The 14526-nt window shown below is 45.9% G+C and carries 15 protein-coding genes; 10 read left to right on the plus strand and 5 right to left on the minus strand.

Going from position 1 to position 14526, the window contains the following annotated elements; translation table 11 throughout:
* Positions 1-564 precede the first annotated feature (564 nt).
* The 3 genes from QUA56_RS21795 to QUA56_RS21805 all read left to right on the plus strand — a co-directional run bounded on the left by QUA56_RS21795 (position 565) and on the right by QUA56_RS21805 (position 2967).
* On the plus strand, positions 565-1491 hold the full coding sequence (locus QUA56_RS21795; protein ID WP_333361384.1) for an energy-coupling factor ABC transporter permease: 927 nt from the start codon (positions 565-567) through the stop codon (positions 1489-1491).
* The gene (locus tag QUA56_RS21800) at positions 1484-2140 is read left to right on the plus strand and encodes an energy-coupling factor transporter transmembrane protein EcfT (RefSeq protein WP_333361386.1); all 657 of its coding nucleotides are present in this window, start codon (positions 1484-1486) and stop codon (positions 2138-2140) included. The genes QUA56_RS21795 and QUA56_RS21800 overlap by 8 nt, the downstream gene beginning before the upstream one ends.
* Before the next feature lie 92 nt (positions 2141-2232).
* Positions 2233-2967, plus strand: coding sequence for an ABC transporter ATP-binding protein (locus QUA56_RS21805; RefSeq protein WP_333361388.1), 735 nt, complete (start codon positions 2233-2235; stop codon positions 2965-2967).
* A 115-nt stretch (positions 2968-3082) separates the two neighbouring features.
* Here the strand turns inward: QUA56_RS21805 and QUA56_RS21810 are convergent, their stop codons facing one another.
* On the minus strand, positions 3083-4087 hold the full coding sequence (locus tag QUA56_RS21810) for an ion transporter (protein WP_333361390.1): 1005 nt from the start codon (positions 4085-4087) through the stop codon (positions 3083-3085).
* A gap of 244 nt (positions 4088-4331) precedes the next feature.
* Here QUA56_RS21810 and QUA56_RS21815 point away from each other — a divergent pair, with 244 nt between their 5' ends.
* Both QUA56_RS21815 and QUA56_RS21820 read left to right on the plus strand, forming a co-directional pair.
* Positions 4332-5339: a 2-hydroxyacid dehydrogenase gene (locus tag QUA56_RS21815; RefSeq protein ID WP_333361392.1), complete on the plus strand. Its 1008-nt coding sequence runs from the start codon at positions 4332-4334 to the stop codon at positions 5337-5339.
* A 196-nt stretch (positions 5340-5535) separates the two neighbouring features.
* Positions 5536-5973 (plus strand): CAAD domain-containing protein, encoded by a 438-nt coding sequence (locus QUA56_RS21820; RefSeq protein WP_333361394.1) that lies wholly within the window; start codon positions 5536-5538, stop codon positions 5971-5973.
* Positions 5974-6247: 274 nt separating this feature from the next.
* On the opposite strand, the gene aroA is transcribed toward QUA56_RS21820, so the two are convergent.
* Positions 6248-7603: a 3-phosphoshikimate 1-carboxyvinyltransferase gene (aroA, locus tag QUA56_RS21825; protein WP_333361396.1), complete on the minus strand. Its 1356-nt coding sequence runs from the start codon at positions 7601-7603 to the stop codon at positions 6248-6250.
* A 442-nt stretch (positions 7604-8045) separates the two neighbouring features.
* On the opposite strand from aroA, the gene QUA56_RS21830 reads away from it, so the two are divergent.
* Positions 8046-8540 carry a hypothetical protein gene (locus QUA56_RS21830; RefSeq protein ID WP_333361398.1) on the plus strand — a complete coding sequence of 165 codons (495 nt, stop codon included), beginning with the start codon at positions 8046-8048 and terminating at the stop codon, positions 8538-8540.
* Positions 8541-8689: 149 nt separating this feature from the next.
* Here QUA56_RS21830 and QUA56_RS21835 read toward each other — a convergent pair whose 3' ends face one another.
* The gene (locus QUA56_RS21835) at positions 8690-9175 is read right to left on the minus strand and encodes a hypothetical protein (protein WP_333361400.1); all 486 of its coding nucleotides are present in this window, start codon (positions 9173-9175) and stop codon (positions 8690-8692) included.
* Positions 9176-9463: 288 nt separating this feature from the next.
* Between QUA56_RS21835 and QUA56_RS21840 the strand changes: the two genes are divergently transcribed.
* Positions 9464-10141, plus strand: coding sequence for a hypothetical protein (locus QUA56_RS21840; protein ID WP_333361402.1), 678 nt, complete (start codon positions 9464-9466; stop codon positions 10139-10141).
* A gap of 74 nt (positions 10142-10215) precedes the next feature.
* A complete protein-coding gene (locus QUA56_RS21845; protein WP_333361404.1) occupies positions 10216-11313 on the plus strand; it encodes a DNA methyltransferase in 1098 nt (365 codons plus the stop codon).
* 11 nt (positions 11314-11324) lie between these two features.
* Here the strand turns inward: QUA56_RS21845 and QUA56_RS21850 are convergent, their stop codons facing one another.
* Positions 11325-11891 carry a hypothetical protein gene (locus QUA56_RS21850; RefSeq protein WP_333361406.1) on the minus strand — a complete coding sequence of 189 codons (567 nt, stop codon included), beginning with the start codon at positions 11889-11891 and terminating at the stop codon, positions 11325-11327.
* A gap of 116 nt (positions 11892-12007) precedes the next feature.
* On the opposite strand from QUA56_RS21850, the gene QUA56_RS21855 reads away from it, so the two are divergent.
* Both QUA56_RS21855 and QUA56_RS21860 read left to right on the plus strand, forming a co-directional pair.
* Positions 12008-12307 (plus strand): putative quinol monooxygenase, encoded by a 300-nt coding sequence (locus tag QUA56_RS21855; protein WP_333361408.1) that lies wholly within the window; start codon positions 12008-12010, stop codon positions 12305-12307.
* A gap of 323 nt (positions 12308-12630) precedes the next feature.
* Positions 12631-13434 carry an MOSC domain-containing protein gene (locus QUA56_RS21860; protein WP_333361410.1) on the plus strand — a complete coding sequence of 268 codons (804 nt, stop codon included), beginning with the start codon at positions 12631-12633 and terminating at the stop codon, positions 13432-13434.
* Positions 13435-13679: 245 nt separating this feature from the next.
* On the opposite strand, the gene QUA56_RS21865 is transcribed toward QUA56_RS21860, so the two are convergent.
* The gene (locus QUA56_RS21865) at positions 13680-14507 is read right to left on the minus strand and encodes a Uma2 family endonuclease (protein WP_333361412.1); all 828 of its coding nucleotides are present in this window, start codon (positions 14505-14507) and stop codon (positions 13680-13682) included.
* Positions 14508-14526 lie beyond the last annotated feature (19 nt).

The raw sequence follows: 14526 nt of genomic DNA on the forward strand, positions 1-14526 counted from the left end.
TTGAGCGACGCACCTTACACAATATTTCAGCAGACAAACCCACACTCATCATTGTTGCTTTCTGGAGGCGAGAATTGGTATAACTAGCAATAATTCGGAGTTTTTAGTTTCAAAAACACGCAATATTTTGGCTTTGATTAGCGATCGGGCAATTTCACTGCTGCTGTCGTCAAAAACTTAATGCAATTAATTCTCAAGAAATGAGAATAAAACCCATTAGGGATGTTCGGTTAATTCTTTAGATTTTTTTAATATTTTTGTTTGAGCTTGACGGTGAATACATTTTGCTTGTGAATCTGTAAATAAATATTGATAATTCTTATCAAAAAGCTTCAATGTGCAGGCTGTCTGTAAAATATCCGAATAATTCTTCAGGATGATTTAATGTAAAATTTCTCATCCTCAAAATTCTGCCCGTGAGGCGCTAATCTATAGCGAATAAGCGATCGCCCGCCGCAAATCCCCCGATCGCCCGCCGGCACGAATACCCCCACAGGGGATTGTAAATTTTTGTAAAAAATAGTTGACTAAAAGGTTGGAAGTTCTCTCGTTTGGGATACATCAATGCACATACCTGATGGTTTTCTTTCACCTCCAGTAGCCATTGCCACCGGCATAGCAAGTGCAGCAGTGATTGCGGTTGCCCTGAATCGAACCCGCGCCAGTCTTGGACTGCGGCAAGCCCCAATCATGGGCTTAACCACAGCTTTCGTGTTTGCTGCCCAAATGATCAACTTTCCGGTAGCCGGCGGCACCAGCGGGCACTTGTTGGGAGGGGCGCTGGCATCCGTCGTTTTGGGGAGCCCTTGGGCGGCAACTCTGGCGATGAGCACGGTTTTTATAATTCAAAGCGTCTTGTTTGCCGACGGGGGCATCACCGCCCTGGGAGCCAATATTTTTAACATGGGGCTAGTTGGCATTTGGGTGGGCTGGTGGCTGTTGCAGCCGTTGCAGCAACTCTTGGGAGGTTCCAGAAATCGTTTGCCCTTAGCCGCGGGCATCGCCGCCGCCCTCAGCGTCGTTGCTGCTTCTATTTGTGTGGCGATCGAACTCGCAATTTCTGGTACAGTACCGCTCAATATCGCATTGCCAGCAATGGTAGGCGTACATATTTTAATTGGCATTGGCGAAGGGGTAATTACAGGCGGCGTTTTAACTTATCTCGTCAAAGTACGGCCGGATTTACTGCCGGGAGAACAGCCGCAATTGCAGAAATGGGTAGTGCCAGTAATCGGAGTGTTATTAATTTCGGGGGTGCTTTCGCTGTTCGCTTCAAGTTGGCCCGACGGGTTAGAAGCGGTAGCCGAAAAATACGGCTTTAAAGATAAAGAATCTGTGGCGATCGAAAATCCTACTCCTTTAGCTAATTACAGTGTTAAAGGATTAGAAGAACAGCCTATAGGTACTAGCATTGCTGGAGTTTTAGGCTCTGCTGTCTGTTTCGGCGCGGCTTTTGGGATTGCTCAGTTGGTTAAACCTAAAAATGCTTAAATTCTCCATACCTTTCCGATTGCGTCTGTCTCTCATAATTGTCATCGGTATTGGTTTTATGAAGACAGGCGCTTGGCTGTGGCTGGCGATTTATGGGGCGATCGCACTTTTTTGGTCGTTTTGGCTCAGGGCTCCGGTGCGAACCCTAGCGCAACTGTTGGGAGCAGAATTGCTTTTTCTCTCCTTATTAGTGCTGCCCCAAGGTTGGGAACGCGCCAGTTTTCTGTTGCTGCGCTCCCTAATTTGCCTGCTAATTATGAACAGTTTTCTGCTAACTTTGCCGCCCCACAGTTTCGGAATCGCCCTCAAAGGATTGCCCTTACCAGCAGGTTTGCAAGAGATTGTACTTTTAGCGGGACAATACTTAGAAATCCTGCTGACCGAAGTCAACCGCATGAAAATATCCGCCCAACTCCGAGGCTTGTCCGGCGCCGGAGGATGGCTGCGCTACGCCAGTGCTTCCATGATCGGAGCCCTTTATTTGCGAAGTCTCGATCGGGCGGAAAGAGTACACGCAGCCATGCTAATTCGCGGCTATCAAGGAAGTTTGCCCGCCGACTCAAAATCGACACCAAAAGAGCGACTCTGGCTCACAGTCACAATTGTAACCGCAGCCGGATTAACAACAGCTTCTTACCGTAACTGGTAACTTTTTGCAGAATCCCTTCCCCTCCCCTCTCTGCGCTCTCTGCGCCCTCTGCGGTTAAAAACTCTTAATCCAAAAATCGAGGCTAATAAAAATTGACTAATCTCAAAGTGATGCCAACAATTGAAGTACAAGATTTAGTATTCGGATATCCGCAGCAAAAACCAGTATTGCAAGGAATTTCCTTCACCTTACAACCCGGAGAAAGAGTTGCTCTACTAGGTTTAACGGGCGCTGGAAAAAGCACTTTGCTCGAAAACTTGATCGGATTAAAAATGCCTCAATCGGGCGAGATTAGAGTGCAGGGAAAAAAGCTGGAAGAGGCGACTTTATCGCAGGCGCGCAGGCAAATTGGATTTTGCTTTCAAGACGCTAACGACCAGCTATTTATGCCCACTATTTTGGAGGATGTAATGTTCGGGCCGCGCAATTACGGAGTGCCGGCAGGAGTTGCGCGCGATCGAGCTTTATCGCTATTAGACGAATTCGGTTTACTAGAATTTGCCAACCGTTCGGCCCACGAACTTTCGGGAGGTCAAAGAAGGTTGGCAGCATTAGCAGCAATTTTAGCATTAGAACCTGCAATTTTAATCTTAGACGAGCCGACCAACGGACTCGACCCCTCGTGGCGGCGTCACTTGGCTAAGGTTTTGTCCCAATTGCCGATCGAGGTAATTTTGATCGCGTCCCACAATTTGAATTGGATCGGGAAAACGACTCAAAGGGCGTTAGTTTTGGCTGACGGTCAGATTCAGGTCGATCGAGAAACGCAAGAATTGCTAAAAGATCGATCGACTCTTGAATATTACAATTTGCCACCAGACTGGTAATTAGCCATCAGTCATTAGTGCTGTACATAAAGCCGTCATAACTGCAAGTGATTGCTTTCCTTCGGCTTGCTCTGCTAACGCTTCGATCGCAATTACAGGCAATATATATCTGTAATTAAAGCTCGAATTTGCGAACTGCTTCATTATAAAAATGAATAGCTAAATCGCGAATAATTTCTTCATTTTGAAAATCATTTCCTAACTTCTCTTTCGCCGTTTGAACACACATTTTCATCAACTCGGATGAACTTTCGATGTGAAGCGCGATCGCACTTTGGTTTTGTTGAAACCCGACCTCGATTTCCGCCAGCATTTTGACCGATTGATAATTAACAGATTGCTCTAAATTTGCCGCTATTTTTTCCTGCTTTTTCCTTTGGACTTCCTCGGAAAAACCCGCAGCAATGAGCCCCGCAGGTAACGCAAAAATTCCGATTCCCAAAAATGCTAATATTGCGCCTAAAAACTTCCCTAAAGGAGTGATTGGATAAATATCGCCGTAACCGACAGTAGTTAATGTCACAACTCCCCACCACATTGCATCGGGGATGCTCGCAAAAGTTTCTGGATGCGCCTCGTTTTCAACAAAATACATGACGCTAGAGGCAAATATTAACAGAATGAAAACTGCAAATGCAGTGGCAATTAACTCCTCTTTTTTAGCGTACAATACTGCTCCCAGAGTTCTGAGTGACTCTGAATAACGGCTCATTTTTAGCAACCGCAACAAGCGCAGCAGGCGAATTAAATTAACGAAGCTTAAATTAGGAAATAACAGCGATGAGTAAAAGGGTAGGATTGAAATTAAATCGATCAGACTTAGCGGTGTAAGACCGTATCTCAATCTTCCCCAAAGCGGGTGGCTGTATCTGCTATCGACTGTACACACCCACAGCCTCAAAAGATATTCTATGGTAAATACTAAGGATGAAACAATTTCGATATTTTCCAAAATCAACTTTTGTTCTTGCGACAATGCGGGCGAAGTAGAAGCAATAAAAGCTGCGACGTTGATTAAAATTAAACAAGTTATAACAATATCGTCTGCTAAACTGTATAAATTGCCGATCTCGGATTTTTCTAAAATTTCATAGATTTGAGTTTTGATTTGTTTAGGCATCTGAGTTTCTCCTAAAAAATGAACAATTAACGCTCGCGCTTTACTACAGTCTAAGCAATTAAATTCAAAAAATTAAGCAGGATTTGCCTTAAAGCTAAAAATCTGGTTTCTTCAGAGATGCTCTCGTTGCGAAACTCAATATTAATCGTGGAAATTGAATTGTTTGGGGCAACGGCATTCTAGTAAAATTTACAGTTAATCTGGAAAGAATTTCCAACTATTACTGGGTTTGCAGGCAAAAATCATGAAGGTAGCCGTATTCAGCACCAAATCCTACGATCGCACATTTCTGGAAGCAGCGAATGTCGGCGGCAAACACGATTTAGTTTTTTTTGAACCGCGTCTGAACCTGGAAACCAGCGTTTTGGCTGCTGGATTTCCGGCAGTCTGCGCGTTCGTGAACGACTCCTTGGACGCGAAAACGCTGCTGGGCATCGCCCAAAAAGGCGTCCGCTTGCTGGCCCTGAGATCCGCCGGATTCAATCACGTCGATTTAGCAGCAGCGAGGGATTTAGACTTAACTCTCCTCCGAGTTCCGGCTTATTCTCCGTACTCCGTCGCCGAACACGCAGTCGCTCTGATTTTGTCCCTCAACCGCAAAATCCACCGGGCCTACAACCGCGTCCGCGAAGGCAATTTCGCCCTAGACGGCTTGTTGGGTTTTGACCTCCACGGCAAAACGGTGGGAATCGTTGGAACTGGCAAAATTGGTGCAATTACTGCCAAAATTCTGCACGGATTCGGGTGTCGCCTGCTGGGATACGATTTTTTCCAAAACGTAGATTGCCTCGCCCTAGGCATGGAATACGTCGCACTCCCGGAACTGTTCGCCGCTTCTGATATTGTCAGCCTCCACTGTCCGCTGATGCCGGAAACTTACCATTTGATCGGTGCAGAGGCGATCGGGCAAATGAAACCGGGGATGATGCTGATCAATACCAGCCGCGGTCAGTTGATTGACACTAAAGCTGTGACCAAAGCACTGAAGTCTGGTAAAATTGGCTACCTCGGCTTAGATGTGTACGAACAAGAGACGGATCTGTTTTTTGAGGATTTGTCAAATTACGTCATTCAAGACGACGTATTTCAGCGCTTGCTGACTTTCCCCAACGTCCTGATTACCGGACATCAAGCTTTCTTCACCGAGGAGGCTTTGAAAAATATCGCCGAAACCACGATCGCCAATATCACCGACTTTGAACAAGGACGCCCTTGCCCCAATCAAATCGACCTCGCTCAAGTGAAAAAATGAGTCAAAAGACCGATTTGCCAGCTAGGGGAATTGTTTAAAATCAAGTTATATGCTTATTTTTGCTTGCAATTTTGGAAGCTCTGCCTTAGTCTCATCAATTAGTCGCGGCTGCATGAGTCCTGTGCTAATTGCCTGAGAATTATACTGCCAGCAACTCACAGCCTGCAATTTTACCTGACAACGGAGGAAGTATCAAATGACACAAGCTAACTTTTCTGACGAGACACAAACAGTCACTGAAGTCGTCACAGTAGACCTGGTGGAGGACAAACCGGGGGTCATGACTACAGTGACAACCGCAGAAACACCGACAAGCCAGCTTCAAGATATTAAAGACCAAGTTATTACAATTTTGTCGGAACTTCCAGCTTATCTATCCAATTTTTTTGCTGACTACCAAAAACCTCTCATAACTGTTGGTTTAATCCTGGCAGGCGGTATTAGCATTAAGGTAATGCTGGGAGTTTTAGATGCTCTTAATGATGTCCCTTTGGTAGCTCCAATTTTTGAGTTGATTGGCATGGGATATACGGGCTGGTTTGTTTACCGCTATCTGCTCAAGGCTTCTACCCGCCAAGAGTTGTTAACGGAAATCGATTCTTTAAAAGAACAAGTTGTAGGTAAAGATTCTTAGAGGAAGTCATTAGTCATTGGTCATTAGTCATTAGTCATTAGTCATTAGTCATCAGTCATTAGTCATTAGTCATTAGTCATTAGTTAGTGGTTATTTGTTAGTGGTTATTTGTTATTTGTGAGGCTATACCAATAACCGATAACAAGTAACCAGCAACCAATGCCCAATGCCCAATGCCCAATGCCCAATACCCAATGCCCAATGCCCAATGCCCAATGCCCAATGCCCAATGCCCAATGCCCAATGCCCAATGCCCAATGCCCAATGCCCAATCTTAATTTGGATGGCAAACTTGTTGCAAAGTGGCGGTAAAGTCCGGGTAGGAAATGGCAGCGGCTTCTGCCCGGTGAATGTTAGTAATACCTGTGGCGTTGAGGGCTGCGATCGCCAAACTCATCGCTATTCTGTGGTCGGTGTAGCTGTCAACATCCGCGCCAGTTAAAGGAGTTCCCCCGGTAATTTCTAAACCGTCGGGTAACTCGGAAATTTGGGCTCCCATGCGGTTGAGTTCCGCAGCAGTCACGGCCAGCCGATCGCTCTCTTTGACTCGCAACTCGGCCGCATCTCGAATTATTGTAGTACCCGACGCAAAGACCGCCGCTACTGCCAAAATCGGAATTTCGTCAATCAGCCGGGGAATTAAGTCGCCCGCAATGGTGCATCCCCGCAATTGACCGGAACTGCGAACCAAAATATCCGCTACAGGTTCTCCGGCGGCCTCTCGCTGATTTTGCAGTTCAATGTCGGCGCCCATCATTTCCAAAGCTTCCAAAATCCCTGTACGAGTTGGGTTGACGCCGACATTTTCGACTACGAGTTCCGAACCCGGGACGATCGCCCCAGCAACTAGCCAAAATGCCGCCGAACTAATATCCCCCGGTACAATCACATTCTGCCCTTGCAGTTGTGTCGGCCCAGTGACTGTCACGCTACAAGTTTCTGGATCGACGCTCAATTGGGCTCCAAACGCCCGCAGCATCCGCTCGCTGTGATCCCGCGACAGAGCGGGTTCTGTGACTGTAGTTTCTCCGCTTGCCATCAAACCGGCGAGCAAAATGCAAGATTTAACTTGAGCCGAGGCGATCGGAGAATGGTAGTGAATCGGTTTTAACTGCTGTCCGAGTATCCCTAAAGGAGCTAAAGAATTGCTCTTTCTACCCCAGATTTGCGCTCCCATTTGTTGCAGCGGTTTAATGACGCGCGACATGGGGCGCGATCGCAGAGAACTGTCACCCGTAACCGCATAAAAACGCCCCGGATGAGACGCTAAAATTCCCAACATCAGCCGCATCGTCGTGCCGGAATTGCCCGCATCCAAGACTTCCACAGGCTCCTCTAACTCCCCAATTCCGACGCCCGTGACTGTCACCCGTTCCGCGTTGAGTTCAGAAACTTTGGCTCCCAAGAGCGAGAAACATTTAGCAGTGCTGCGGGGGTCTTCTCCTAGCAGCAATCCCTCAATAGTAGTTTCACCTCGGGCGATCGCACCCAACATCAAAGCTCGGTGAGAAATCGACTTATCGCCCGGAACTCGAATCCTCCCGACCAGCGACAAGCCCGAGGCCGGTTTTTGAATGCTTAAAGTTTGGCTTTTGTCAAGAAGCGTAGTAGTTATAATGTCAGCTTGCATTGAGATAAACTAGGATGGGACGGCGTTAGCTATCCTACCTTTTTCCCAGTCCTAAGTCAGTCGTCTTTTGTTATGCCTGCGGGTTTTTCCCAATGTGTCCGGTTAACTTAAAGGCTGATTAAACTCGCCCGGAGACTCCGCTGTCACTTGTTGGCGACACTGAGGACGAACGCAACCGCACGGATTTCACTTTAATTGCACCTTAACTTCACAAATATTATCCGTGTATCTGGCTAGATTTCATGTCCTGCTCTCAGTTATCGACCAGATGATTGACTTTTGACTGAACCATTTTATATTTTCGATGGCGAGTTGTAGATTTTTCATTTTTTAAGCAAAAGCTCCGGAATTTGGAGTCCAGCTAATCTAAAATCTAAAATCTCAAGCCTAAAATTTCAAATCTCAAACCGCCCGATTCACCATAACTCCTAAACTTTTATTTATGCTGACGCATCACCGCAAGCCTGTAAGTTTATCGCTGGTATCCACAGATTTACCTTTGTGGTCATTCGTTGAAACGGCTGGTACGCTTTATCAAAAAGACCGCGATCGCTTTCACTTGTTGTTGCACGAACCAGCCATCCTCGATCGCCAATTTTCCGACGAATCTGCCGAGCAAGTTACTATCTTGCCAACAACAACAAAACCCCGGTTGCTCTGGCTAGAAGTTTCACCGTATCGAGTCATTATGACCATGCAAGGAAACGGCAAATACAGCTACCGCCACTGCTGGGAAAGAGGAATGTACGGCTTGAGCCGTTATTGGCTTCAGGGTAACTCGCTCGCGACTCCCGAACAGTTGCGGCTCCGCAACTTCACCCGCAACTTGACGCTGACAGGAAAGCCGGAACCGGAACACCTGCGGTTAGAATACGAGTTGTGGTCGGATAAAGTACAACTCGGTCGCTATATTTTGAATCTAGAAATTCATCACTAAACTGGGTAATTGGAAAGGGGGTAATTGGAAAGGGGTAATTGGGAATGGGTAGATGCTAAGTCAAGCCCGCGCATTCCTCAAACTCATTCACCCGGCGTGCGTTATTCGCGATCGCGTTGCAATCTCAAAACTCCCAACTCTTAGCCTTTTTAGCGATCGCTCTTACAATAATTAATCAGTTTGCCAGTCAAAGCGTCTTGATTTGCGGCTGCTTGATTCGCCTGCTGTCCGGCTCTAATAATATCTGCTTGAGCTGTTTGGATTTGCTCTCGACCTTCTATACTTGTAGAAGCCAGATTTCCTGCCTCAAGACTTTTGCCTATGTCGTCGAGTGCTTGACCCATTTCCTCGAAGGACTTAACCGATCGCCCCTGAATTTCTTTGAGGGTGGGATCGGTTATTCGCAGAGCCTCAAGTTGTTTCGCTGTCTGGTTCAAATGTTTAGCTACGTTCTCGGTCGTTGCAGCATCGTTGCTGTCTTTATTAAGATTAATGAGAGCGTTGCCTGTGGTGACAATTTTAGTAAGTTTAGTACACTGGACGGCTCGGCTATCGCTGCAACTAATCGTCAGCGTACAGCAAGCAACAACTATCAGCAAGATGGCAATCTGTTTGCGAAAAAAGTGAAAGTACATGAATCCTCGGTTGCAAAAAAAAGTAGATTCTGGGATTTTGTAGTAGAGTGCGTCACTCGATTTTCGATTTTCGATTTTCGATTTTCGATTTTCGATTTACTTGCGACATTGAATCAAAGGAGCTGGAACTTTGGTCTAAAATTAGGGATTGTCCACAAGGCGAGTGTACGCGGCACAGTATCCGTTTTTGGGTGTGTCAGCGGGCCGATCGATATATCGACTGTCGAAAAACTTTCGCGGCATTCAGAAACGCTCTACTAAGCTAAACTACGTACCTGTTTAGGAACTATGGTCAAAAACAGCAATAACCTAAAGAAGGGCAGCATTTGGGGATATCTTACCTTGCTTTTGCCTATTTCCTTGATGGCGGTTGCCAGTTTCGAGTCGGGAAAGATATTTTGGGCGATCGCCACCACAGCCGGTATTGCTTTGGCTTACAGACTCTACCAGCAGCAGCAAAAACATAAACTCGCTCATTTAGACTCGGTTTTCTACAAGTTGATCAAGGAAAATCAAGGGCGAGTTACGGCTTTGGATTTGGCGATGAATGCCAAACTCCCCGGAGAAAAGGTTCAAGAGTATCTCGACGAACGGGCTTTTGAGTTTGCAGCAGATTTTGAAGTGACGGAACAAGGCGGAATTTTGTATTATTTTCAAATAGCTCCAACTGTCAATCAAAGCGAAACAGTTAATGCGACAATAGCTGTTCAAGAACCTCCCATAAATCGGGAAAAAGCACAAGAGACAAAACCAAATTTATTCCCCATTGCTCAAACCAAGACTCCTGAAAAACCCAAAATCTCTTTTACCCAAACGGAACTATCCCGCAGGTTCAAAGTTCACGCAACTACGATCGGCAAGTGGAAACTTAAGCCGGAGTTTGCTCAGTGGAGCCGCGAAAAAGACCCGGAGGCGATCGCCTGGGAATATTCTACAGAAAACAAGCGATTTTATCCCAAAGATTGAGGTATTGACTAATTGACTGGTTTGGGTTATCTTCAGTTAAAGTAGAAGTTTTTTTGAAATTAAAGGCAAAGCAAATGCAGCAGCACCAGAACCGAGAACAGCTCCCGCTCGATCGGATATTTCTGGGAAATTGTCTGGAACTTCTGAGCAGCTTGCCAGATGAATGCGTTGATTTAGTAGTATCCTCTCCTCCCTACAATTTGGGCAAGGAATACGAGACAAAGCAAGCTCTCAATATTTATTTAGAAGAACAGAGAATTGTGCTGCAAGAGTGCAGCCGAATTCTCAAAAAATCAGGTTCGCTGTTCTGGCAAGTCGGTGCTTTCTCCGATCGGGGTATGCTAATTCCGCTCGATATTCGCTTCTTCCCAATTCTAGAATCCTGCGGGTTAATTCCTCGGAATCGAATTATCTGGGGGAGACAGCACGGTTTGCACGGCAGAAAGAAATTCTCATGCCGCCACGAGACAATTCTTTGGTTTACTAAATCCGATGAATATATATTTAACTTAGACGATATTAGAGTACCGCAAAAGTATCAAAATAAAAAACATTACCGGGGATCTCGCAAAGGCGAACTTTCATGCAATCCTGACGGGAAAAACCCAGGCGACATTTGGATGTTCCGCAACGTCAAACACAACCACGAAGAACAAACTATACATCCCTGTCAATTTCCCGAAGACTTAATAGCTAGAATTGTCTTGACTACAACCGTGAAAGGTAATGTTGTTCTCGATCCTTATATGGGTTCTGGTACGGCTGCGGTTGTAGCTAAAAACTGCGATCGGCATTTTATCGGTGCAGAATTGGATCTAAAATATTATCAAGTTGCGCTGCGTCGTTTAAGCGGGGAACCGGACGAGCGCGGCTATTTCCCCAACTTAAAAACTCTGCGGGACTATGTAGAAAAAACCGGACAGCCCATTGAAGCATTTCGGTTTGACGTACAAGTAGGTAAAAAAGCAACAGAACGCAGCAAAGCAAAAATATATCCCGAAGAGTATCACTTAGAAGAAATGGAGAAACGTTTGCTCTATGAGGAAGCTGCTTTTGCGGCAGATATTCGGGGAAAAGCTCCACCAGTAGACCTCAAGCTAAATGGCAACGGTAAGAAAACGCTGACTTCTACTAAAATTGGAGAGCAATTAGAACTTGAGTTGTGGAGCTAGTATATCATTTTTCACATAATCCGAATAGAACTGCGACTGCGGGGCGATCGCCCGGAAATTATTTGACATTCACACTCTTGCTGAGTTACTATTGTCCTTGATGTTTGAGCGCTGTAAACAGTCAATTTTGCAGGTACTGTTGTATTCCTTTGCTTGAATAAACCAACTATTCTGAGCGGTACATTAAATAGATAGGCCGATAATACTGTTAACTGGTTCACAGCTTGCTCGTAGTAAAGGCTGCTATTAGCAGCAGGAAATATTTGTGATTTTGTAACTATAATAACAACCCTAACGGGCTGTCCTGTGAGAGGCGTATTAGTGTTGAAAAACAATTGCGATCGCACGGTATTGTTTAATAGAAATGAATAGTGAGAAAACTGAACTTCTACAATTGCACCAGCAGAACCAAAGTCAACATCTGTTCCCAAAAATCGATACATCGGCGGAATCTTGATTTTCGCTAGCCATCCAAGTTTGAGCAACTCAGTTTTGATGTATTCATTGGTTGCTACAGTATCGAAAACTGCATTGCCCAGAAATCCAGCTTGACCTGAAGGTTTTATGTGCAGTGGCATAGCAGCAAGTACGCTGTTGATTTGGTTCCATTCCGCGCTACAGTAGTTACTGATGACAGTGCTTGCCTCATTGAAATCCGTAAATTCAATTAAAATAGCAGATCCTCCTTTTTCCCATGTCCAAACCCACCTTGCGCGTAGTCGCCCGCCTCGCCGCCTTTCCCGACAAAGTAGCAGAACTCAAATCCCTTCTGCTGAGCATTATAGAGCCAACTCGCCGAGAACAAGGCTGCATCACATACGAACTCCTGCAAAATCAAGCCGATCCCACAGATTTTACGTTTGTTGAAGAGTGGGAAAGTGCAGCTTTGCTCGAACAACATCTCGGTTCAACTCACATTCAAGACGCCGTGAAGAAATTAGACGGTTTGGCCGTTGGACCTCCCGATATCCGCCGCTATGAATTGCTAGCTTAATCGGGTTTTTATAGCAATTTTATTAATGTTTATGAAATAGCTTTGACCTCCCTAGCCCCCTTAGTAAGCAGGGTGGATTAATTGTCATCCTAGAAATAGGTACGTAGTTGGGCTTTAGCCCTCTTCATATATACGTCGAAAGAGGGCTAAAGCCCAACTACGTACCTTTATTAATATAACAGTTCCGTCCCAGACGCGAGCTTTGAGGATTGCTTTCTGTCGTTTCAGATTGCTTCTCCCCAGAATAAAACCACCCTGCCTAGCCCCCCTTACTAAGGGGGGGACAAGAGTCCAGTTTAAAGTGAAGCACAGCTAAAAAAATTATGACAGTAGCAACCATAAAACAGTTATTCACTTATCCAATTAAAGGGCTGACACCGCAAGAAATGTCGGAGTTTGCTTTAACAGCCGGACACGGAATTAAGGGCGATCGAGCTTTTGCCTTAATGTTTGCAGATAATATTGAAGCTGCAAAGATACCCGCCCAAAATGTCCCTTGGATGAGCAAAAAACATTTTGCCGTCCAAAACGATTGGCCTCTGTTAGCAGCTTTAGAATGTCATTATCAACCGGAAACGGCCGTTTTAACAGTCCAGCGTCAAGGAGTTGCAGTGTTATCCGCAGAAACAAACACAGCAGCGGGGCGCGATCGCATCGGCACTTTTTTCACAGAATATCTGGCCGCAATTCAACCCACAAAAGAAGCGAGACACCCGCAGTTTGCACCTTTGCACTTAGTCGGCGACAGCAGCGGCGAAACTCGCTATCCCGATCGAGAACCCGTACACATTTCTTTACTCAGTCAAGCCACATTAGACCAATTAACAGAAATCGCTGTTCAAAACATTGACGTAGGCCGATTTCGCCCGAACATTGTGCTAGAAGGTATGGCAGCTTGGTCAGAATTTGAGTTGATCGGAAAACAGTTTCAATTAGGCACAGCGCGCATACAAGTTACAGCACGAATCGGTCGCTGTGTCAATATAGAAGTGAATCCAGAAACGGGCGATCGGGATATTTCCCTACTCAGTTTACTGCAAAAGGAATTCGGTCACGCACAAACTGGAGTTTTAGCCAAAATTATTAACAGCGGCACAGTTAAAATCGGCGATGTTTTGACTTCTTAAAAATAGGATTTTAGTAGGGTGCGTCAGTCAGAGTTTTTTAGGAATAATTGATAATTTAAGAACTGACGCACCGTACAACTACAAATAAGGTGCGTCAGTATTGATGATTTTTTCGATGGCCGTTAACTTCATACTGACGCACCCTACGGCTGCAACTCGCTCGCGAGCCTTATGCTCGCACTAAACAATCAATATAAGCGATCGCTCGGACTTGATATTAACTGAGATATTAATCAAAAGCGACATCAAAATGGTGAATACTGCCTAACTTCCTCTACTGATAAACCGAGTGCTTCTGCTACTTGCTCTGTATTCAATCCCATTGCCAACAACCGAGGGATGGCATCCCGCCGCGCTTGGGCTTCTGCCGTCAAAGCCTGCTCTGCTAAGGAAGCTCGTTCTGTACCTGTCAGCAGCAAATTGCCCTCGCTGTCCCACCACCGCAGCCACAGCATTGTCTGGTTTTGATAACTGCCTTGCCACAGTCCTAATTCTACGCCCATTGGCGCGATCGCATAATGACCGCGATCGTTCGGAAGCAACTGCTGGTAAAACCCATTGTTCAGGCTGTAAACCTCCAGCCTGCCACTATTGATTTCATAGATGCCATAATACGGAATCCGCACGATCCGCTCATATACCCAAAACTTCCCAGGCCTTTGCGCCGATTCGACTTCCGAGTACGATAGCGGCGTTGTGTCTCGCTCTTCTGAACCGTCTCCCGATGCGAACTCCAAAGCAATCATCGGAGCCATGAATTCGCGCCACAGCAGGTAATAGCCACGAATTTGATTTCCTAGTGTTGGTGGCACGTTGGGCACGTAGAACCAATCAGGAGCTTCTGCTCCCCTTTCTTGCGGGTCAGTTTCTCGCCAGTAGATGCCAAAGTCTTGCCCTATAGCATATTGCCCATCGGGATGAAGCCGTTGCAATACCGACCCGATCGAATCAGTCAAAATAATACTCTGCGGATGCTCCTGAAAATTCTTCACAAAAGTGCCGTCTTCCTCTGGCAGTTGAGTGCGATCGGGGAAAGGAGAGGGAAGGACAATTTTTTCGGTTGCCTGGTTCATGCTACCTCTCAAGTATTGC

Origin of the sequence: Microcoleus sp. N3A4 (assembly GCF_036701805.1) — a bacterium.
Lineage (GTDB): Bacteria > Cyanobacteriota > Cyanobacteriia > Cyanobacteriales > Microcoleaceae > Microcoleus.